Source organism: Bacillus sp. CH30_1T (assembly GCF_008364765.1).
In the GTDB taxonomy this organism is placed as follows: Bacteria; Bacillota; Bacilli; order Bacillales; family Bacillaceae_B; genus Rossellomorea.
The window spans coordinates 338,649-358,195 of the sequence record NZ_VTUY01000006.1 but is presented as its reverse complement, the minus strand read 5'-3'; the positions used below and the strand labels follow the sequence as shown (position 1 = coordinate 358,195).

Below are 19,547 nucleotides of genomic sequence, written 5' to 3'. Positions count from 1 at the left end.
AGAGCTTATTCCTGCTCTTCTTCTTGAACTCCTTTTTCCATCGCTTTCCAAGCCAGTGTCGCACATTTGATACGGGCCGGAAATTTAGCGACTCCTTGTAATGCTTCAATATCTCCTAAATCCACATCGTCGTCATAGTCATTGCCTTGCATCATATCAGAGAAGATCTTGGAAAGCTTCAATGCTTTCTCAATCTCTTTCCCTTTAACCGCTTGGGTCATCATAGAAGCAGAAGCCATGGAGATCGAACAGCCTTCCCCGTCGAACTTGGCATCCTGAACGATACCATCTTCCACCTTTAAAGTCAGGTGTATGCGATCTCCACAAGTTGGGTTATTCATATCGATGGTAAAGCTTCCATCTTCTAAAGAACCTTTATTTCGTGGATTCTTATAATGATCCATGATGACTTGTCGATATAACTGATCTAAATTATTAAAAGACATCGCTGAAAAACTCCTTTGTCTTCAATAGGCCTGCAACAAGTTTATCAATATCTTCTTCCGTATTATAGAGGTAGAAGCTGGCACGCGCTGTTGCGGATACGTTCAACCACTTCATCAGAGGTTGTGCACAGTGATGACCCGCGCGAACGGCAATTCCTTCAGCATCAAGTACGGTTGCCACATCATGTGGATGAACATCATCAATGTTGAACGTAACAATACCTGCCCGCTTTCCGGGATCACTTGGTCCGAAGATTTTCATGCCTTCGACTTCATTCATTTTCTCCAATGCATAAGCCGCAAGCTTATGTTCATGTTCTTCAATGTTATGAAGTCCTACTTCTTCAAGGAAATCAATCGCAGCTCCAAGTCCAATGGCACCTGCAATGATCGGTGTACCCCCTTCAAACTTCCACGGAAGCTCTTTCCAAGTGGATTCCTGAAGCCCGACAAAGTCTATCATTTCTCCACCGAATTCTACCGGTTCCATTTTGTTCAGGTGTTTTTTCTTACCGTAAAGTACTCCGATCCCTGTAGGGCCTACCATCTTATGACCTGAAAAGGCAAAGAAATCACAGTCCAGATCTTGTACGTCGACTTTCATATGCGGAGCAGCCTGTGCTCCGTCAACGACCATGACTGCTCCATTTTCATGAGCAATCCTGGTGATTTCTTTGATTGGATTCATTGTACCAAGCACGTTTGAAACCATCATGATCGAAACAATTTTCGTTTGTGATGTGACAGTCGCTCGTACATCTTCAATCGCAATCGTGCCATCTTCCTGAAGAGGAACGTATTTTAACACCGCTCCGGTTTCTTTGGCTAACTGTTGCCAAGGTATGATATTACTGTGATGCTCCATATGAGTGATCACAATTTCGTCACCCTCGGACAGATTAGCGCGACCGTAGCTTGCTGCAACTGTATTGATTGCTGTTGTCGTTCCACGGGTAAAGATCACTTCTTGAGCGGACGAAGCGTTAATGAAATTACGGACCTTTTCTCGGGCACCTTCATATCCATCTGTCGCTCTCGTCCCAAGAGTGTGAACACCCCGGTGAACATTTGAGTTATATCCACGATAATAGTCATTCATCGCTTCGATAACGGAAACCGGCTTTTGCGATGTTGCGGCACTGTCAAGATAAACAAGTGGATGGCCATTTACTTCCTGGTCGAGAATCGGAAATTGTTTACGAATCTCTTTTACATCCATTAGTTTACTTTCCTTTCGATAACCTCAACAAGTTGTTTCTTAACTCCTTCAATCGGCAATTGTTTTACCACAGGAGCCAAGAAGCCATGAATAACCAGACGTTCCGCTTCATGTTGCGGAATTCCACGACTCATTAGGTAGTATAGTTGCAGCGGATCCACTCGACCTACAGACGCAGCATGTCCTGCCGTTACGTCATCTTCATCGATAAGAAGAATCGGATTCGCATCCCCTCGTGCTTTTTCACTCAGCATCAATACGCGAGATTCCTGCTCTGCATTCGACTTAGACGCACCATGTTCAATTTTACCGATACCATTGAAGATGGAAGATGCTTCGTCTTTCATCACTCCATGCTTAAGGATGTATCCTTCAGAGTTTTTACCGAAGTGAACAACCTTCGTCGTGAAGTTTTGTTTCTGTTTTCCGCGTCCAACGACAACGGTTTTTGTGTCACCATATGAGCCATCACCCATAAGATTCGTCACGTTTTCTGAAACGGTGTCTCCATCGTTCATTAATCCAAGAGCCCACTCGATGCGAGCATCTCTTTGTGCGATTCCACGACGGTTAACATACGTTGTTAATCCGCTTGTTAAATTATCCACAGCACCATATTCCACTTTAGCATTATTGTTTGCCAAAACTTCTGTAACGATGTTGTATACGCCATCTTCAACATTTGTTGTAGAAATATAGTTTTCAACATACGTTACAGAGCTGTTGTCTTCAGCCACTACTAATACGTGGTTGAACATCGCTACTTCAGCATTGTCATGAACGTATACCGCTTGAATCGGTTGAGTCAATTCCACATTTTTTGGAATGTAAAGGAACACTCCCCCATTCATCAATGCTGCATGAAGGGCTGTAAGCTTATGCTCATCCGTTTTCACACCTTCAGTCATAAAGTACTTCTGTACAAGCTCACTGTGGTCTTTTACAGCTGTGAAAATATCCGTAAAAATAACACCATTGTCTTTTAATTCGTTTGAAAGAGAAAGAAAAGCAGGTGTATTATTTCGTTGTATATAAAGACTTTGGTCACTGCTTTCTAAATCTACTAATTCTTTTGCTTCATCCGGCAGCTCACTCAATGATGAGAACGTATCACTTTCCACTGTATGCTTCTGGAATTGAGTAAAATTCCAATTCGTGATTTTCGTTTTATCAGCAACTGGAAGGCTTAGATCCTTTACTTTATCAAAGGCATCTGTGCGAAGGGTTGTTAACCATTCCGGCTCTCCGAGTTGTTTTGAGTAGGAGCTGACATAGTCCTGATCTACTGGTAGTTTCGTTTCTACAGTCATTTTCATCCCCCTAACACTTACGCTTCTTGGCCAACAGTTTCGTCTTTGATTCCTAACTCTTCTTTAATCCAGTCATATCCTTCTGCTTCAAGGCGTTGTGCTAATTCTTCCCCGCCTGATTTCACAATGCGTCCTTGCATCATAACGTGAACATGATCAGGAGTGATGTAGTTAAGAAGACGTTGATAGTGAGTGATGATCAAGCAACCGAAATCCTCACCGCGCATTTTATTGATTCCTTTTGATACAACTTTAAGGGCATCGATATCAAGACCAGAGTCAATCTCGTCAAGGATGGCAATCTTAGGTTGTAACATCATTAATTGAAGGATTTCATTACGCTTCTTCTCTCCACCAGAGAACCCTTCGTTTAAGTAACGCTGTGCCATATCCGGATCCATTTCCAGGTATTCCATTTCAGAATCCATTTTGCGGATGAATTTCATAAGAGAAATCTCTTCGCCTTCTTCGCGACGGCTGTTGATTGCTGAACGTAAGAAGTCTGCATTCGTTACACCGTTAATTTCACTTGGATACTGCATTGCAAGGAATAGACCTACGCGAGCGCGCTCATCCACTTCCATTTCAAGCACATCTTCACCGTCGAAGTGAATGCTTCCTTTTGTCACTTCATACTTAGGATGACCCATAATAGCTGAAGATAAAGTAGATTTACCTGTACCATTTGGTCCCATCACTGCGTGGATTTCTCCACCTTTAATTTCAAGGTTAACCCCTTTCAGGATTTCCTTTCCTTCAATCTCAACATGAAGATCTTTAATTGTTAAAGTAGAACCTGCCATGTGTATTTACCTCCGTGACTTTATAATGAATTTAAGAATTAAATTCTTTAATCATTCTCAATTTATTCTCATTCTAATCTTATAACAAATAAAAGCTATAATCAACTTTTTCAACTATACAGATAGTGTAAACTTGACAAGATAATCCTTTCCTATTGTTAGCATAATATAAAGGAAAAATGTAGGGATTCCTTGGCCGGTTTACGGTCTTTGGAACTTTTGTCCATCAGTTTATCATGCCTGATGCTGATTGCAAAGCATAAAAAAACCAGTGCATCATCTACACTGGTTTCCTTTTTTCTTCCTTATTATATATTAGAGTGCACCTTACGATCAAGTGCCGCAATCATTCTTCTACTTTCCTTGTATTCCTGCTCTCTTCTTTGTTCTACTTGCATTCTGACTTCATGCTTTCGTTTGTACACCTCATAACCAATTCCATGGGCTCCATGCATTGCCTTTTCCATTTCACTTGTGTACGAGATACTATCAAGAGAGTCGATAATGAATCATTCCTTTCAAGTTTTTAATTACTTTACAACTATACTACCCCCTCGTTCACAAGACAAAACCGGTATAGGGTCATTTTTTCTTAAATTCATCTTTCCACTCTGACTCCGAGAGGCTACTTATAAGTTTTCACAAAATTCCGCCATTATACTGCCAATTAATAGATCTTTTAATAAATATTAATTTCGTTGAATGTATATTCAACGAAATTAATGAGCCAATAAAAAACGAAGAGGATTTCTCCCCCTCGACTCATCAATCACTTATTGTTTTAACTGATTCAAGTCCTGAATGGATTGCTGGATTAATGTCACAGCCTGACTCATGACCGCTCCTCCTCCAAATGCAGCCGTCACTCCGATTGCTTCAAGTATTTCTTCTTCTGAACATCCTTGATCCAGGCATCCTTTTGTGTGGTAGATGATGCAATATTCATCCTGGGAATAAAGACTGATTCCTAACGCGATCAACTGCTTTTCTTTTTTTGAAAGTACTCCTTCTCTAAAGCAGTGCTCAGAGAACGTATTATACTGTTCGGCAAGCTCAGGCATTTTTTCCGTGAAGATTCCAAGACCCATTTTATAATCATGAAGGGCAGCTTCTGTTGTATTTCTTGGATCCATCTGCATTTCATTCAGCTCCTTTTCTGAAATTGATTCATCGAAAGTAGTATGAACCAATAAGGAAATGATTATGTTACAAATTTCGGGATGACCTTACAATGAAAAACCCGATTCTGTCACTGAACAGAATCGGGTTTGCTCACTTTATTCACTTACCGGCACAACGGCTCCATCCCATTCCTTATTAATAAAGTCCTGGATTTCTTTCGAACGCAATGCTTCCACTAGAGCTTTTACTTCCTCTTTGTTTTCATCACCTTTGTTAACTGCAATCACATTAACATAAGGAGAGTTACTATCTTCAATGGCAATTGAATCTTCAAGAGGTTTCAACCCTGCATCAATGGCATAGTTAGAATTTATGACAACCGCGTCCCCTTCTTCGTTTTCATACATTTGTGGAAGAAGAGCTGCCTCGTACTCATAATCGAATTGGAGGTTTCTAGGGTTTTCTTTGATATCTTCAAGTTGGGCTTGCGTATTTTCCACCCCATCCTTTAACGTAATGAGACCTTTTTTCTCTAATAATGTAAGGATACGTCCATGATCCGATACAGAGTTACTCATTAAAATCGTAGCACCTTCAGGAAGCTCCTCGAGAGATTTGTACTTTTTAGAATAAACACCGATCGGCTCAATATGAATTCCACCTGCATTGACAAAATCATATTCATTTTCCTTCATTTGTAAGTCCATATAAGGTGTGGTTTGGAAATAGTTTGCATCTATATCTCCATTATCCAGATCTTTATTGGGGAGGATATAGTCTTGATACGTTTCTATTTGTAAGTCGATCCCTTTTTCTTCTAAGACTGGCTTCACTTGTTCTAGGATTTCAGCGTGTGGAATATTAGAAGCACCTACTACCAATTCCTTTTCGTCATTTCCCGAACCTGAATCACTCCCACATGCGGCTAATCCAAAAATACTTGTTGCTGCTATTACTCCTGCTACCCATTTTTTCATTTTATTTCTCTCCTTTTATCGTTTATCTAATTTATTTGTAAAGAAATCACCCAGTATCTGAATCGCAAACACAATGAGTAAAATCATAATGGTTGCGGCCATCGTCACGTCTTCCCTGCTTCGTTGAAAGCCGTCCAAATAAGCTAAATTACCAAGTCCGCCTGCCCCGATGACCCCGGCCATTGCTGTGTACCCAACAAGGGCGATGGCTGTCACCGTAATCCCTGAAATCAAAGCCGGCATAGATTCTGGTATCAGTACTTTCCATATAATTGTGCTTGTCTTCGCCCCCATCGCTTTCGCGGCTTCGATGACGCCTTTGTTTACTTCTCTTAAAGCTATCTCTACCATGCGGGCGTAAAACGGAGCGGCTCCGATAATTAGTGCGGGCAGAGCTGCATTCGCCCCACGGATCGTGTCTAATAAAAACTTGGTGAACGGAATTAACAATACAATCAATATAATGAATGGAATCGATCTGAACACATTTACGACTGCACTTGTAATCGTATATGTCAGTTTGTTATCCCATAGATTTTCCTTAGAAGTAAGGAAGAGCAATATCCCAAGGATCATTCCAAGTACAAAGGTAATCAATACAGACATACCGGTCATATACAGGGTTTCGAGGGTTGCTTCCCACATCTTCTCCCAATCTACATTTGGAAATAAATTTTCAATCATCCTCTCAACACCTCCACTTGAACCAGTTGTGTTTGAGCAAACACTAATGCATCTTTGATGGTTTGTTCATCCCCATCAAGGTGAACAAATAACGTTCCATAGGCACCTTTTTGAGTTTGGGAGATTTGTCCTTGCAGGATGTTTACGTCTAAGTCAAACTTTCTTATCAGCGCGGTGATGAGCGGCTGCTCAGTTGATTCACCTACAAAAGTAAATTTCAACACTTTTCCATTAGGATATTGCGCCAATAGGTGATCAATGGTTTCACCCGTTTCCTTTACTTCCGAGACTTCTCTTACGAAACGCTTTGTCACTTGCTCTTGTGGATTTCGGAACACTTCTAATACATCCCCTAGTTCCACGACTTTTCCCTGTTCCATGACTGCAACACGGTGACAGATCTTCTGGATCACGTGCATTTCATGAGTGATCAGGACAATCGTCAGCCCTAAGCGTTTATTAATATCCACCAATAAATCAAGGATGGAATCGGTTGTTTGTGGATCTAAAGCGGAAGTAGCTTCATCACATAGAAGGACATCGGGATTGTTTGCAAGGGATCTTGCAATCCCCACTCGTTGTTTCTGTCCGCCGCTCAGTTGAGACGGATAGGCATCTCCTCTGCCTTCCAAGCCTACAAGTTTTAATAATTCATTAGCTCTTTGGACTCTCTCTTTCTTTGATACTCCAGCAATTTCTAATGGGAACTGGATATTTTCTAATACAGTACGGGACCAGAGGAGATTAAAGTGTTGAAAAATCATGCCTATTGAATGTCTTGCTTCCCTCAGCTTTTTCCCCTTTACTTGGGAAACGATTTGACCATTCACGTCCACTATTCCATCTGTAGGAACTTCAAGACCATTAAGCATCCGGATCAGCGTACTCTTACCTGCCCCACTATAGCCAATCACTCCAAAAATTTCTCCTTGGGCAATATCAATACTGACCCCATCAACGGCTGAAATCGGACCCGATTTGGATTGATATATTTTCTTCACATCTGAAATGGTAATCATGTTGTATTCCACCTTCTTTCGGAGTAAAACGACCTGTTTAATCAGATTTATCGTTTTAATTACCTGATGTTTCCAAATTCTTTTTCTTAAGCAATAAAAAATGCCTTCCTGCGATAAGCAGAAAGGCATAATCATATAGGACTATCCTTTCTCTCATCTTTCAAAGCAAATGCTTTGAGTGAATTGGCACCATTTCAATTTTCATTGACGGTTGCCGGGCTTCATAGGGCACGTCCCTCCACCTCTCTTAATAAGAGTAAAGTATATTATTAAATTATTTGGAATAGTTAAAGACTCTGAAAATTTGCTACAAGAGAGATTTTATCACCGGAAATAGAGTGTGTCAATTATTTTTTCTGTTTAAACTTCAACCGGCTCTTTTTCTCTGGATCTCGTTAGCCAAAGAACCGACTCCACAAATAATAGTGGACGATACCCTCCCCTTACTTTCAGGGATCCGTCCTCAATCAGTTGAGACAACCGTTCTTCCCCAGTTAGTAATGAAACAACACTTTCATCCATTCCTTCAATGACGAAATGCGCATCCCTATTCAAATCATCCAACACTGTGCACCCCTTGCTCGAAATCGAAATACCGCACAATTCTTTTCCACAATCAAACTGAAGAATAAACGGGATATCTGGAAATAAGAGTCGTAAGTGATACCTTGAATGACATCGATCTACTAATTCCTCTAAATATATTCGCATGAATACCCTCCCAGTGAAACTTCGATATAATAACAATTCCACTTTTAGGAATTTTTCCCTCTTATTCTTTCTCGACATGTTTTGAAGGGATCCATCTATTTTGTCGAACAGTTAGAATTTGGATGATGTCTAGTCAAAAAGTGATGGCATTCGCAACATTTCCCGAGAAATATGTCTTCGTATGTAGAAAGAAAATCGTTCAATAATGGGGGTTCAAGAGATGTAATATCAGACAAATAAAAAAGACCTTATCCAAAAAGGTCTCTTATCCCTCTAACTATCCGCAGTCTTGTTTAGCGTTTCATATAAAAATGGCACGGATTGAAAGGCATAAATCCTTTCCTGTTCGACGCCACCTTTAAATATAAGCAAGCAGGGTACACTTTCGATGGATTGCTCTTCTGCAAATTGGGGCAAGTAATTCAAGTTGGCCTTTGAAAAATGAAAGGATTGTTGAAGCTTCTCCACTACGTCAATCATCTTGCTTGCAACCTGACAGGTACCACACATAGGTGTATAAAGATAAACAGCGTTGAACGCATGGTCTTCAATCGTTTGTTTTAAAGTTTCGGTACTACTTACCTCAATCAAAACTAGATCATCCTTTTTCCTAGAAATTCTTTATGAACGTCTATATTGGCTCCAATAAGCACTGACGCGAGGTGATATTCCGGGGCTGCGGCCACTTCCTTGTACATGCGATCAATATACAAATGTTCAGCTTCCGGAAACTCACGTTTAAATTGCTTGCGTAGTTTTTCACCTGCATCATCAGCATCTACTAATATATAGACATCCCTTTCCAATAAAGCATCAATGAGTTCGTCCATTTTCGTAATGCTAATGGTCCCGTTTGTGCAAATAATTTCAATCGGTTCTTTAATGATATCTCTTACTTTACGTTTGTCAGTTGTTCCTTCGACAATGATTACTTTTTCGTCAAGTTCCATCATGATCATCACCTTATCTTTCATAAATAAGATTACGATAGTATATTCAAATAACAAGAGATGATGTCCACTTTCTACTTATATTTTCTCATGTTTCTAAAAAAAAGCGCAAGTGGTTTGCCTAAACGAACTATTTATACAAATGGTGCCAGATTCGTAAATGAATCTGGCACAACGAGCCTCTCTAACACCAGCCACCCTCATCACAATCGGTGTATCTTGCTTGATCGCCCTCTGTGGATGTGTAGCTTTGATAAATTTTATTTTCTTTTGCTTCAAAGTGCGGCTCCATCGTTATTTTGTCCAGAGGCAAAGCCATTCTGCCGATCGGCTGATTATCTAAATATAGTTCTACTTCACCATCTTTAAGTTTTCCTGTTACTCTATTGGTTACATCTAATTTCTTAGGCTCTAGTACCATTTGTTGATCATCCTTTCTCTGTGAAAGAACGTCTACTCATATGGTACCCAAAATAAAAAACAAAACACCTTGAGAAGTTCTCAAGGTGTTTCTGAAGAAATTATCCTTCATTAATCATTTCGTCATACTGTTCAGCTGTCATAAGCTTGTCTACTTCTCCAGCTTCTGTTGGTTCAACAACGATCATCCATGCTTTTTCATAAGGTGATTCGTTCACAAATTCAGGGCTATCAGATAGCTCTTCATTCACTTCTACCACCTTACCCGATACAGGTGCATATAGCTCGGAAACGGTTTTAACCGATTCAACACTACCGAATGGCTCGTCCGCTTTGATCTCATCTCCAACCTCTGGTAACTCAACGAATACGATATCGCCCAGTTCAGATTGTGCAAATGATGTGATTCCTACGCGTAGATTTTCCCCTTCAACCTTGACCCACTCATGTTCTTCTGAATAACGAAGTTCTTTCGGTGTACTCATTCTCTATCCCTCCAAATGCTAGTTATACAACCTAATATTGACACACTTTTCATTGAAAAAGCAAGAAAACTAAGCGTGAATAATGAAACTTTTTCATTGTCCATGATTTGGTAATCATAGTCCTCTTTTTACTTCCAGGTTTCTTCAAAGGTTTCTTCCTTGAAACCTACTGTCACCTTGTTTCCATCCGTCGTAATCGGACGCTTGATCAGCATCCCGTCCGTGGAAAGGATTTCTAATAATTCCTCATCAGAAGCTGAGTTTACTTTATCTTTCAAGTCCAATTCCCGATACTTTTTCCCACTTGTATTAAAGAATTTCTTAAGAGGTAATCCACTCTTCTCATATAGGCTTTTAAGCACGTCTTTCGACGGAGGATTTTCCACAATATGTATTTCATTCATGGCTATATCTTGATCTTCCAGCCACTTCTTTGCTTTGCGGCATGTACCACACTTTGGATAAGAATAAAAAGTCAACGACATCATTCCACCACCTTTCATTATGATCTGGATGAAGCAAGACTCCATCCAGCATTCTGTATTTCACGAATCTACCTCATACATTCGACAATATTCATTATTATCCTTCTTTTATGAAACATTACTCACATTGTTTTTCTACCGTTTCAACCAGTTCCTTCAAAAGGACGGTTGCATTATCCAATTTAAGAGAATAGAAGCGCTGGGTCCCTTTTTGCTCCATAGAGACTAATTGCTGATCTCTCAGTATCTTTAAGTGATGAGAAACAGCAGGGCGGGATAACGTTAAATTTTCAGTTATTTGATTGACCGTAAGTGGTTCTTGTTCTGCAAGAAGTAAAATTATGTCCTGACGATAAGGATCACTCAGCGCTTGAAATAATGGAATACAAGCACGAAATGTATCGATTGCTTTTTGACCCATAGTCTTCTCCCTTCAAACTCATTCACATTCCATTATACCCGTTCTTGTACTTTACGAACAATATTTGTGACCATTTTCCTCGGCATAAAACGAACGGATTGAGTCAGCAATCTGTATTTAAAACCTGGGAAGATAACGGTTTTATTCTTCGTCATCATATGGTTATACCCCTCTTCTACCACTTCTTCCACACTCATCACACCAGACTGAAATAGTTTTGAAGACTGCAGGTCAGCTGCATCGCTGAATCCCGTTTGGGTAGCTCCCGGGCATAATGCGGTCACTTTCACTCCGTGTGATGCCCATTCATTTGCCAGTGCTTCTGAGAAGGAATGGACATACGCTTTCGTTGCATAGTAAACGGCCATCAATGGACCCGGCTGGAATGCGGCTGTTGATGCTACATTAAGGATTTGTCCACGTTTGCGGTTCACCATTTCTTTTCCAAAATACTTACTTAACTCTGTAAGTACTGTGATATTCACTTGAATCATGTCCAGCTCTTTTGAGAGCTTTGTTTGTTCGAATTCACCAAACAACCCGAAACCTGCATTATTGATAAGGATATCTACCTGGGTCCCTTGTGCTATCACTTTCTCATATAACTTTTCAGATGCTCCATTGGGTTGGAGATGTCAAGTTGGGAGGTTTACTTCAAACACAAAGGGACGGACCTCCATTCAGAGGTCCGTCCCTTAAGCTACTCAATTAAACTGTATATTTTTCTGCGTCGATCAGCTTTTCTGATGCAGTACGTTTGACTGCAATCACGTTGATTGGCGTATGGCGGGTAAATTTACGTAGTGCTGACAGCATCATGCGCAGGGTGTCACCCGTTTCAGTCGCTACCAGCGTTTCTTTTGCATGCTGTTCGATATCGTTGAATGCTTCTTGACAGAAGATTTGTGTGTAAAGAAGTTTTTGCTGAGCTTTCTCTACTCCACCTTTTTGAATCGCTTTTTCTGTTCTAAGAACAACGGACTCCATCGCGTACGCGTTTGAAACGATATCGGCAATGTTCACAAGGATTTCCTGCTCTTTTTCAAGAGCTTTACCGAATTTTTGAGCCGCTAAGCCAGATAGCATCAAGCCGATTTTCTTCGCATTTTTCACAAGGTATTTTTCCTGAGCAAGCGGCTCATCTCCTACTTCTTCAGGCATAAGCATCATTAATTCCTCTTGAAGGGCCTGTGCTTTTTGAAGTAATGGAAGTTCACCTTTCATTGCTTTACGCAGGTAAGTGCCAGGAACCAGAAGGCGGTTGATTTCATTCGTTCCTTCAAAAATACGGTTGATACGGGAGTCACGGTACATTCTTTCAATCTCGTATTCCTGCATGAATCCGTATCCTCCGTGAAGTTGAACACCTTCATCGACTACATAATCCAGTACTTCTGTTGCGAAGAATTTATTCAACGAACACTCAATCGCGTATTCTGCAATCGATTTTGCCACTTCAGTTCCGTTCTTCACTTCCTCATCCGTAAGCTTGCTCATACGATCCTCGAACAATCCTACTGTACGGTAAACTGAGCTTTCTGCTGCGTATAATTTAGAAGCCATTGTTGCCAGTTTTTCTTTTGTCAGGTTGAAAGCAGAAATTGGTGTTTTGAATTGCTGACGTTGATTCGTGTATTGTACCGTTACCTCTAATGCACGTTTACTCGCTCCGACAGCACCTACCCCTAATTTGTAACGGCCGATGTTTAAAATGTTGAAAGCAATGATATGACCTTTCCCGCTATCCCCAAGAAGGTTTTCCACTGGAATTTCAGCATCTTCCAGAATTAATGTTCGTGTAGATGAGCTTTTGATACCCATTTTCTTCTCTTCCGGGCCAGTTGAAACGCCAGGGAACTCTTTTTCTACGATGAACGCCGAGAAATGCTCCCCATCGATTTTTGCATACACAACGAATACATCAGCGAATGCAGAGTTTGTGATCCACTGCTTCTCACCATTTAAAATGTAATGAGTACCTTCTGCATTCAATTTTGCTGTCGTTTTAGCACCCAGCGCATCTGAACCTGAACCGGGCTCCGTTAATGCGTATGCTGCCAGTTTTTCACCAGTAGCTAGTGGAGGAAGGTATTTTTGCTTTTGCTCTTCGTTTCCGAAAAGAACGATTGGCAGTGACCCGATTCCAACGTGTGCACCATGAGAGATGGAGAATCCGCCTGCACGGGACATTTTTTCAGCAATCAGTGCCGAGCTTACTTTATCCAATCCCAATCCGCCGTACTCTTCAGGAACATCTGCACCCAGAAGTCCAAGATCCCCTGCTTCTTTTAACAGGCGAACGGAGTGGTCAAATTCATGATTTTCAAGATTATCGATGACAGGTACCACTTCATTTAACACATAATCCTCGGTTGTTTTGGCAATCATTTTTTGTTCATCAGAGTATTCCTCCGGTGTGAAGACTTGCTCACAGCTTACATCTTCAATTAAAAAACTTCCACCCTTGATCAGCTTTTCTGTTTGATTCGCCATTTCGAATCCCCCTAAAATTATTATTTTGAAGGAGTAGGAGGCCTCGGTATTCGAGGTCCGTCCCTCCCATTAACCTATTAATTCAAAGACGCCGGCTGCGCCCATTCCGCCCCCGATACACATGGTGACGATTCCGAATTGCTGGTTTCTGCGTTTCATTTCGTGTACGAGGGAAAGGGTCAGCTTCGCACCTGTACAGCCCAGTGGATGACCAAGAGCGATGGCTCCACCGTTTACGTTCACTTTTACTTCATCTAGTCCCAGCTGACGAATGACTTGGATGGATTGAGAAGCGAATGCTTCGTTCAGCTCAAAAAGTCCGATATCCGAAAGCTCCAACCCTGCCATTTTCAATGCCCGTGGAATCGCTTCGACTGGACCGATTCCCATGATTTCCGGTGGCACTCCCGCTACGGCGAAGCTTCTGAATTTCGCCATAGGCTGAAGACCAAGGGATCCGGCTTTATCACGATCCATCACCATGACCGCTGCCGCTCCGTCACTTGTCTGTGAAGAATTCCCTGCTGTTACAGACCCTTTCACATTGAAGGCCGGGCGTAACTTAGCCAGAACTTCAGAGCTTGTTTCAGCACGTACACCTTCGTCTTTTGAAAATTGGAATGATTTCTCGACCAGTTTGTTTTCATTGCTTACTGAACGATGAAGCACATCAACCGGTACGATTTCATCTTCGAATTTTCCTTCAACGATCGCTTTTGCCGCTTTTTGGTGACTTCTTACCGCAAATGCATCCTGATCTTCACGGGATACACCGAACTTTCTTGCCACCTGCTCAGCCGTATGTCCCATACTCATATAGTATTGAGGCGCATTTTCTGCGAGCTTGGCATTTGGACGGACTACGTGCCCCATCATGGGAACAAGACTCATGGATTCAGCTCCACCTGCAATCGCTGTATCAGAGTGCCCAAGCATGATTTTCTCTGCAGCATAAGCAATGGATTGCAATCCGGATGAACAATAACGGTTAATCGTGATTGCCGGTACTGAATCAGGCAGGCCCGCAAGACCACCGATATTTCTTGCCATGTTCAACCCCTGTTCTGCTTCAGGCATCGCGCATCCGATGATCAGATCATCGATATTGCCTTCATAGTTTCCTGCACGTTTGAGGGTTTCTTTAACTACAAGTGCCCCAAGATCATCTGGTCGCACCTGTGCCAATGATCCTTTTCTTGATTTTCCGACTGGTGTTCTTGCACCAGCAACAATGACTGCTTCGCGCATGAAATTTCCCCGCTTTCTAATATGGTATAAACGCTGATTAATTGCGTAATGGTTTTCCTTTTACAAGCATGTGCTGCATTCTTTGCTGTGATTTCGGCTGAGCAACAAGACTCAGGAATGCTTCTCTTTCAAGATCCAACAAGTATTGTTCGTCTACTTCTGTGCCGTATGGAACCTTCCCGCCAGCAATTACGTAGGCAAGCTTTTTCGCGATCATCAGATCGTGTTCTGAAATAAATCCTGATTGAAGCATGGATTGAGCTCCAAGAAGAAGGGTTGCATATCCTGTTTCACCCACAACGGGTACTTTCTTACGGATCGGTGCTGAATATCCACCTTCGTATAGGCTTAGTGCAGCCTGTTTTGCATCGTATAACAGATGATCATTGTTTACACTTACTCCATCTGCTTTATTTAAGAAGTTGTTGTCCCTTGCTTCATCACCAGATGTGGAAACCTTCGCCATAGCAATCGATTCGAATACTTTATTGGCTACTTTTTGAAGATCGAATTCCACTCCATTTGGAAGATTGGCTAAGTGCTTCATATAAAGCTCTTTGTTTCCGCCGCCACCAGGGATCAATCCAACTCCGACTTCCACTAAGCCCATGTAGGTTTCCATCGAAGCCTGTATGTGGGCAGCCGGTAAGCAGACTTCGCTCCCTCCGCCTAATGTCATACCGAATGGCGCTGCTACTACTGGTTTCGTTGAATATTTGATCTTCATCATCGCCTGCTGGAAGTGCCTGACGACCATATCGATTTCAAATACGTTGTCATCCTGTGCTTCCATAAGAATCATGGCAAGATTTGCTCCTACACAGAAGTTCTTGCCCTGGTTTCCGATGACAAGTCCTTTATAATTCTTCTCTACTTCATCAACTGCAAAATTAATCATTTGCGTAATATCTAATCCAATGGCGTTATTTGGAGAATGGAATTCAAGAAGAGCGATTCCATCACCGATATCAATTAAGCTTGCTCCGGAATTCTTTTTGATCAGATTCCCTTGCTTCTTAAGCGCCTTTAAGTCGATTGCCTTCGGGTTTCGCTCTACAAGTTGGTAGTCTCCATTGTGATAGAAGTAACGCTCACCATTTTTTTCTTTATAGAAAGAGGAGTGACCTTCAGCAAGCATCGTTTCTACCCACTCAGGTACAATGAGGCCTTCTTCTTTCATGCGAGTAACAGATTTTTCAACACCGATTGCATCCCATGTTTCAAATGGTCCCATTTCCCATCCAAAGCCCCATTTCATGGCCTGGTCTATGCCTACGATATCATCGGCGATTTCACCATGCAGCTGGGCTGAATAGTTTAACACCGGGGACACGATATTCCATAGGAGCGTGCCTGCTTGATCTTTCGCATACACTAGTGATTTTATTTTATTCTTTAATCCTTTTTCATTTTTCGCCATTTCAAGTGAAGCGGTTTTCAGCTTTTGACGTGGCTGATAATCCATCGTTTCAGGATTAAGCTCCAGGATCTCTTTTCCTTGTTTCAGGAAGAAGCCCTGTCCGCTCTTGCTTCCGAGCCAGCCATTTTCAAGCATCTTTTGCATGAAGGCTGGTACTTCAAACACCTTCTGTTCTTCACCTTCCACTTGGTCGTATACATTCTTCGCTACATGTGCGAATGTATCAAGTCCGACCACATCAAGTGTACGGAAAGTGGCACTTTTCGGTCTTCCGATCGTTGGTCCCGTGATGGAATCAACTTCCCCTACAGAATAACCGCCTTTCAGCATTTCTTGAACAGTGATGAGCAATCCATACGTTCCGATGCGATTTGCAATGAAGTTTGGTGTATCTTTTGCCATCACGACACCCTTACCAAGAATGTCTTCACCAAATGTCTTCATGAAACTGACTACTTCCGGATCCGTTTTCTTCGTTGGGATCACTTCAAGAAGCTTTAAGTAACGAGGCGGATTGAAGAAATGCGTGCCTAAGAAATTCTTTTGGAAATCATCGCTTCGCCCTTCTGACATAGCCTCGATTGAAATCCCGGATGTATTTGAACTGATGATGCTACCCGGTTTACGGTAGCGTTCCACTTGTTCAAACACTTTCTTCTTGATATCTAAATTCTCAACGACTACCTCAATCACCCAGTCACAATCCCCGATATTCTGAAGATCATCCTCGAAATTGCCTGCTGTTATGAGTGAAGCATTTTGCTTTGATGTCAATGGAGCCGGTTTTTGTTTAAAGAGCTTTTTTAAAGCGTTTTCACTAAATTGATTACGAAACGCCTTGCTCTCTTCTGTCAGTCCCTTTGCTTTATGTTCGTCGGTTAATTCTCTTGGTACGATATCTAATAACATTGTCGGGATGCCGATATTTGCAAGATGAGCGGCAATTCCTGAACCCATGACTCCTGATCCTAACACTGCGGCTTTCTGAATTCTACGAACCAATGGTATTTCCCCCTTTTACACACTTTGAATGAATACTCATTCATTTTTTACTCAAAAAAAAGACTCGAATGAGTTCCTGTTACATCTAATATATATGATTTTCTAAAATATCGCAATATTTAAAAGACTAAAAATGATAAATTTTACAAAAACTTTGATGTTTTTACTGTGTCATGTTCTTTCCGTATAATGTAAACTTGATAACACAATAAGTACTGAAAAGTTCATGGATATGGAGGATCGAATGAAAAAGCAGACGACATCTATCACGATACTTGAAACTAGTGATATTCATGGTCATATATTCCCTTACTTATATGGAACTAAGAAAAAAGCAACGGTTGGATTAGGTAAAATCGCTACCTATATAAGAGAAATACAAGACCAAACCTGCAATGTATTGATCATTGATAACGGGGATCTCTATCAAGGCACCCCCCTTACTCATTACTATATGAAACAAGCTCGTCATTTGCCAAACCCTTTTGTTTCAATTTTACATGAAATAAATTATGATGCAGCCGTGATCGGTAATCATGAATTCAATTATGGGGTGGGACCCTTACATAAAGCTCATCAAGAAGCAGAATATCCTTTTTTAACCGCTAACATCCTCCATAAGGGGACCATGAAGCCATTGTTCGGACTCCCTTACTTTATCAAAGTGTTCCCAAATGGGGTGAAAGCAGCTGTACTTGGTGTAACGACACATTATATTCCACATTGGGAAAATCCCTCTCACATTGTCGATGTGTCATTTGAAGATGCCTTTACCTCAACCCGGAATTGGGTTTCCTACATCCACACAGTAGAAAAACCTGATGTGATGATTGTTTCGTATCATGGGGGTTTTGAAAAGGAAATTCAAACCGGTTCACCAACTGAACGACAAACTGGTGAAAACCAGGGCTACAAAATTTGTCAGGAAGTAAAAGGAATCGATGTGCTGCTGACTGGTCATCAACACAGAAAACTTGCCGGCACCATCAATGGTGTTTCAATCGTTCAGCCGGGAATGCATGGTGAGAGCATCGGAAAAGTAACGATTGCGTTAAAACGTAATAAGCAAGGATGGACTATTATAAACAAAGAGCCTCAGGTCATTTCAATGGATGGCATTGAGGCCGATATAAAGGTCCTTTCCATTGCCGGTGACATTGAAAGCAAAACACAATCCTGGCTGGACCAGCCCATTGGTAAAATCGAAGGAAATATGCAAATAGAAGATACATTCGAGGCTCGTATTAAGGAACATCCATTCATTGAGTTCATCCAGCGCGTCCAAATGGAGGCAGCGGACGTTTCCATTTCAGCAACTGCACTATTTAGTGAATCCCAACAAGGACTACCTAATATTGTCACATTGAGGGACATCGTGTCTAACTACATCTATCCCAATACCTTAACCGTTCTTGAGCTGACAGGTAGGGACATACGTCTTGCCCTTGAGCGTTCGGCATCTTATTTTGCTGTAAACCAAGCAGGGTCGCTTTGTGTGAACCCGGATTTCTCCACCCCTAAACCTCAGCATTATAATTATGATATGTGGGAAGGAATTGACTACGTGTTGAATATCAGCCATCCAATAGGAGAACGAGTTACCTCCCTCTTCTGCAATGGGGAACCCTTAGCAGAAGATCAGAAATTCCAAGTCGTCATGAACAATTATCGTGCAGGAGGCGGCGGAGAATACAACATGTTCAAAAACAAGAAGATCATTAAAGAAATACAAATCGACATGACCGAGTTGATTGCTGATTACTTCCTTAATCATCAAACCATAAAAGCTGCCTGTAACCACAATTGGAAAGTCGTAGTCGATGGAGAGGGACGGACCTCATTTTGAGGTCCGTCCCTCTTCTTTCTCACTCATAATTCTATATGGATAAGGGAATCTTAGTAATGGAGGTGTTCGACATGGCTAAGCATAAGAAAAACCCTTCAAAGGCTGGAGTGAGTGCAGCAAGCGTGAAGGGTGACGCAGGTCCTACCGTTGAGATGGCCGGCGGCGGGAAAAGAAACAGTCAAAACAATCAATTTAAGAAACAACCATAGCAAGTTAGGAAGAAAGCACCTGATTTTGTTGATCGGGTGCTTTTTTTGCGTGGAATGGTGGTGTGTAATTGACGTTAAAAGGAGATTTAAAGGACTTGCGGAAATTTATCGAACGTTGTTTGGATTTATCGACCATTATTTCGATTTATCAACCGTTATCCGGATTTATCGACCGTTTTTTCAATATATCGACCGTTCGACAAATTTAGCTAACCACACACACCACCCCCCCAATAACACTCCCCAAACTTTTTCTCCTCCCATACAAAAATTAACT

22 protein-coding genes, 1 pseudogene and 1 riboswitch are annotated in these 19,547 nt (G+C 41.5%); of the genes and pseudogenes, 3 read left to right on the top strand and 20 right to left on the bottom strand.

The window, feature by feature from the left end; genetic code table 11:
- Window positions 1–5: 5 nt before the first annotated feature.
- From sufU to F0342_RS14835, 20 genes and pseudogenes are all read right to left on the bottom strand, one after another.
- Window positions 6–446, bottom strand: a complete 441-nt coding sequence (gene sufU / locus F0342_RS14925) for a Fe-S cluster assembly sulfur transfer protein SufU (RefSeq protein ID WP_149156675.1) — start codon at window positions 444–446, stop codon at window positions 6–8.
- Window positions 436–1,665 (bottom strand): cysteine desulfurase, encoded by a 1,230-nt coding sequence (locus F0342_RS14920; protein ID WP_149156674.1) that lies wholly within the window; start codon window positions 1,663–1,665, stop codon window positions 436–438. The genes sufU and F0342_RS14920 overlap by 11 nt, the downstream gene beginning before the upstream one ends.
- Entirely contained in the window at window positions 1,665–2,975 is a 1,311-nt protein-coding gene (gene sufD / locus F0342_RS14915; protein ID WP_149156673.1) for a Fe-S cluster assembly protein SufD, read from the bottom strand. The genes F0342_RS14920 and sufD overlap by 1 nt, the downstream gene beginning before the upstream one ends.
- Window positions 2,976–2,992: 17 nt before the next feature.
- Window positions 2,993–3,778 carry a Fe-S cluster assembly ATPase SufC gene (gene sufC, locus F0342_RS14910; RefSeq protein ID WP_044338171.1) on the bottom strand — a complete coding sequence of 262 codons (786 nt, stop codon included), beginning with the start codon at window positions 3,776–3,778 and terminating at the stop codon, window positions 2,993–2,995.
- A 308-nt stretch (window positions 3,779–4,086) separates the two neighbouring features.
- The gene (locus F0342_RS24930) at window positions 4,087–4,245 is read right to left on the bottom strand and encodes a YuzK family famiily protein (RefSeq protein WP_188048565.1); all 159 of its coding nucleotides are present in this window, start codon (window positions 4,243–4,245) and stop codon (window positions 4,087–4,089) included.
- 306 nt (window positions 4,246–4,551) lie between these two features.
- On the bottom strand, window positions 4,552–4,917 hold the full coding sequence (locus tag F0342_RS14905; protein ID WP_149156672.1) for a carboxymuconolactone decarboxylase family protein: 366 nt from the start codon (window positions 4,915–4,917) through the stop codon (window positions 4,552–4,554).
- 138 nt (window positions 4,918–5,055) lie between these two features.
- Window positions 5,056–5,877, bottom strand: coding sequence for a MetQ/NlpA family ABC transporter substrate-binding protein (locus F0342_RS14900; RefSeq protein WP_149156671.1), 822 nt, complete (start codon window positions 5,875–5,877; stop codon window positions 5,056–5,058).
- A gap of 15 nt (window positions 5,878–5,892) precedes the next feature.
- Window positions 5,893–6,561: a methionine ABC transporter permease gene (locus F0342_RS14895; RefSeq protein WP_149156670.1), complete on the bottom strand. Its 669-nt coding sequence runs from the start codon at window positions 6,559–6,561 to the stop codon at window positions 5,893–5,895.
- Window positions 6,558–7,580 carry a methionine ABC transporter ATP-binding protein gene (locus tag F0342_RS14890; protein ID WP_149156669.1) on the bottom strand — a complete coding sequence of 341 codons (1,023 nt, stop codon included), beginning with the start codon at window positions 7,578–7,580 and terminating at the stop codon, window positions 6,558–6,560. The genes F0342_RS14895 and F0342_RS14890 overlap by 4 nt, the downstream gene beginning before the upstream one ends.
- A 150-nt stretch (window positions 7,581–7,730) precedes the next feature.
- Window positions 7,731–7,837: riboswitch (SAM riboswitch) on the bottom strand.
- 103 nt (window positions 7,838–7,940) lie between these two features.
- Window positions 7,941–8,291 (bottom strand): SCP2 sterol-binding domain-containing protein, encoded by a 351-nt coding sequence (locus F0342_RS14885; protein ID WP_188048564.1) that lies wholly within the window; start codon window positions 8,289–8,291, stop codon window positions 7,941–7,943.
- A 273-nt stretch (window positions 8,292–8,564) separates the two neighbouring features.
- Window positions 8,565–8,879, bottom strand: a complete 315-nt coding sequence (locus tag F0342_RS14880) for a thioredoxin family protein (RefSeq protein ID WP_149156703.1) — start codon at window positions 8,877–8,879, stop codon at window positions 8,565–8,567.
- Between the two features lie 5 nt (window positions 8,880–8,884).
- Window positions 8,885–9,244 (bottom strand): toprim domain-containing protein, encoded by a 360-nt coding sequence (locus F0342_RS14875; RefSeq protein WP_148970066.1) that lies wholly within the window; start codon window positions 9,242–9,244, stop codon window positions 8,885–8,887.
- A gap of 181 nt (window positions 9,245–9,425) precedes the next feature.
- A complete protein-coding gene (locus F0342_RS14870) occupies window positions 9,426–9,662 on the bottom strand; it encodes a YusG family protein (protein WP_149156667.1) in 237 nt (78 codons plus the stop codon).
- A gap of 100 nt (window positions 9,663–9,762) precedes the next feature.
- Window positions 9,763–10,146 carry a glycine cleavage system protein GcvH gene (gene gcvH, locus F0342_RS14865; protein ID WP_149156666.1) on the bottom strand — a complete coding sequence of 128 codons (384 nt, stop codon included), beginning with the start codon at window positions 10,144–10,146 and terminating at the stop codon, window positions 9,763–9,765.
- A gap of 128 nt (window positions 10,147–10,274) precedes the next feature.
- Window positions 10,275–10,631 carry an arsenate reductase family protein gene (locus F0342_RS14860; RefSeq protein WP_149156665.1) on the bottom strand — a complete coding sequence of 119 codons (357 nt, stop codon included), beginning with the start codon at window positions 10,629–10,631 and terminating at the stop codon, window positions 10,275–10,277.
- A 118-nt stretch (window positions 10,632–10,749) separates the two neighbouring features.
- The gene (locus tag F0342_RS14855) at window positions 10,750–11,052 is read right to left on the bottom strand and encodes an ArsR/SmtB family transcription factor (RefSeq protein WP_149156664.1); all 303 of its coding nucleotides are present in this window, start codon (window positions 11,050–11,052) and stop codon (window positions 10,750–10,752) included.
- A gap of 32 nt (window positions 11,053–11,084) precedes the next feature.
- Window positions 11,085–11,654: pseudogene (locus F0342_RS14850) on the bottom strand (SDR family NAD(P)-dependent oxidoreductase); the annotation flags it as partial.
- 106 nt (window positions 11,655–11,760) lie between these two features.
- Window positions 11,761–13,545 (bottom strand): acyl-CoA dehydrogenase family protein, encoded by a 1,785-nt coding sequence (locus F0342_RS14845; RefSeq protein WP_149156662.1) that lies wholly within the window; start codon window positions 13,543–13,545, stop codon window positions 11,761–11,763.
- A 69-nt stretch (window positions 13,546–13,614) separates the two neighbouring features.
- The gene (locus tag F0342_RS14840) at window positions 13,615–14,793 is read right to left on the bottom strand and encodes an acetyl-CoA C-acetyltransferase (RefSeq protein WP_149156661.1); all 1,179 of its coding nucleotides are present in this window, start codon (window positions 14,791–14,793) and stop codon (window positions 13,615–13,617) included.
- A gap of 37 nt (window positions 14,794–14,830) precedes the next feature.
- Entirely contained in the window at window positions 14,831–17,215 is a 2,385-nt protein-coding gene (locus F0342_RS14835; RefSeq protein ID WP_149156660.1) for a 3-hydroxyacyl-CoA dehydrogenase/enoyl-CoA hydratase family protein, read from the bottom strand.
- A gap of 244 nt (window positions 17,216–17,459) precedes the next feature.
- Between F0342_RS14835 and F0342_RS14830 the strand changes: the two genes are divergently transcribed.
- The 3 genes from F0342_RS14830 (at window position 17,460) to F0342_RS24925 (ending at window position 19,479) form a co-directional block, all read left to right on the top strand.
- Window positions 17,460–19,061 (top strand): bifunctional metallophosphatase/5'-nucleotidase, encoded by a 1,602-nt coding sequence (locus F0342_RS14830; RefSeq protein ID WP_149156659.1) that lies wholly within the window; start codon window positions 17,460–17,462, stop codon window positions 19,059–19,061.
- Window positions 19,062–19,132: 71 nt separating this feature from the next.
- A complete protein-coding gene (locus F0342_RS14825; RefSeq protein ID WP_148970075.1) occupies window positions 19,133–19,270 on the top strand; it encodes a YuzL family protein in 138 nt (45 codons plus the stop codon).
- 68 nt (window positions 19,271–19,338) lie between these two features.
- Window positions 19,339–19,479, top strand: coding sequence for a hypothetical protein (locus tag F0342_RS24925; RefSeq protein WP_188048563.1), 141 nt, complete (start codon window positions 19,339–19,341; stop codon window positions 19,477–19,479).
- Window positions 19,480–19,547: the final 68 nt, after the last annotated feature.

Coding starts and splice junctions, on each gene's coding strand:
- F0342_RS14875 (WP_148970066.1), bottom strand. CDS start 9,244: ATGATGGAACTTGACGAAAAAGTAATCATTGTCGAAGGAACAACTGAC.
- F0342_RS14845 (WP_149156662.1), bottom strand. CDS start 13,545: ATGGCGAATCAAACAGAAAAGCTGATCAAGGGTGGAAGTTTTTTAATT.
- sufU (WP_149156675.1), bottom strand. CDS start 446: ATGTCTTTTAATAATTTAGATCAGTTATATCGACAAGTCATCATGGAT.
- F0342_RS14920 (WP_149156674.1), bottom strand. CDS start 1,665: ATGGATGTAAAAGAGATTCGTAAACAATTTCCGATTCTCGACCAGGAA.
- F0342_RS14905 (WP_149156672.1), bottom strand. CDS start 4,917: ATGCAGATGGATCCAAGAAATACAACAGAAGCTGCCCTTCATGATTAT.
- sufD (WP_149156673.1), bottom strand. CDS start 2,975: ATGACTGTAGAAACGAAACTACCAGTAGATCAGGACTATGTCAGCTCC.
- F0342_RS14825 (WP_148970075.1), top strand. CDS start 19,133: ATGGCTAAGCATAAGAAAAACCCTTCAAAGGCTGGAGTGAGTGCAGCA.
- F0342_RS14870 (WP_149156667.1), bottom strand. CDS start 9,662: ATGGTACTAGAGCCTAAGAAATTAGATGTAACCAATAGAGTAACAGGA.
- F0342_RS14900 (WP_149156671.1), bottom strand. CDS start 5,877: ATGAAAAAATGGGTAGCAGGAGTAATAGCAGCAACAAGTATTTTTGGA.
- F0342_RS14855 (WP_149156664.1), bottom strand. CDS start 11,052: ATGGGTCAAAAAGCAATCGATACATTTCGTGCTTGTATTCCATTATTT.
- F0342_RS14840 (WP_149156661.1), bottom strand. CDS start 14,793: ATGCGCGAAGCAGTCATTGTTGCTGGTGCAAGAACACCAGTCGGAAAA.
- F0342_RS14830 (WP_149156659.1), top strand. CDS start 17,460: ATGAAAAAGCAGACGACATCTATCACGATACTTGAAACTAGTGATATT.
- F0342_RS14885 (WP_188048564.1), bottom strand. CDS start 8,291: ATGCGAATATATTTAGAGGAATTAGTAGATCGATGTCATTCAAGGTAT.
- gcvH (WP_149156666.1), bottom strand. CDS start 10,146: ATGAGTACACCGAAAGAACTTCGTTATTCAGAAGAACATGAGTGGGTC.
- F0342_RS24930 (WP_188048565.1), bottom strand. CDS start 4,245: ATGGAAAAGGCAATGCATGGAGCCCATGGAATTGGTTATGAGGTGTAC.
- sufC (WP_044338171.1), bottom strand. CDS start 3,778: ATGGCAGGTTCTACTTTAACAATTAAAGATCTTCATGTTGAGATTGAA.
- F0342_RS14860 (WP_149156665.1), bottom strand. CDS start 10,631: ATGTCGTTGACTTTTTATTCTTATCCAAAGTGTGGTACATGCCGCAAA.
- F0342_RS14895 (WP_149156670.1), bottom strand. CDS start 6,561: ATGATTGAAAATTTATTTCCAAATGTAGATTGGGAGAAGATGTGGGAA.
- F0342_RS14890 (WP_149156669.1), bottom strand. CDS start 7,580: ATGATTACCATTTCAGATGTGAAGAAAATATATCAATCCAAATCGGGT.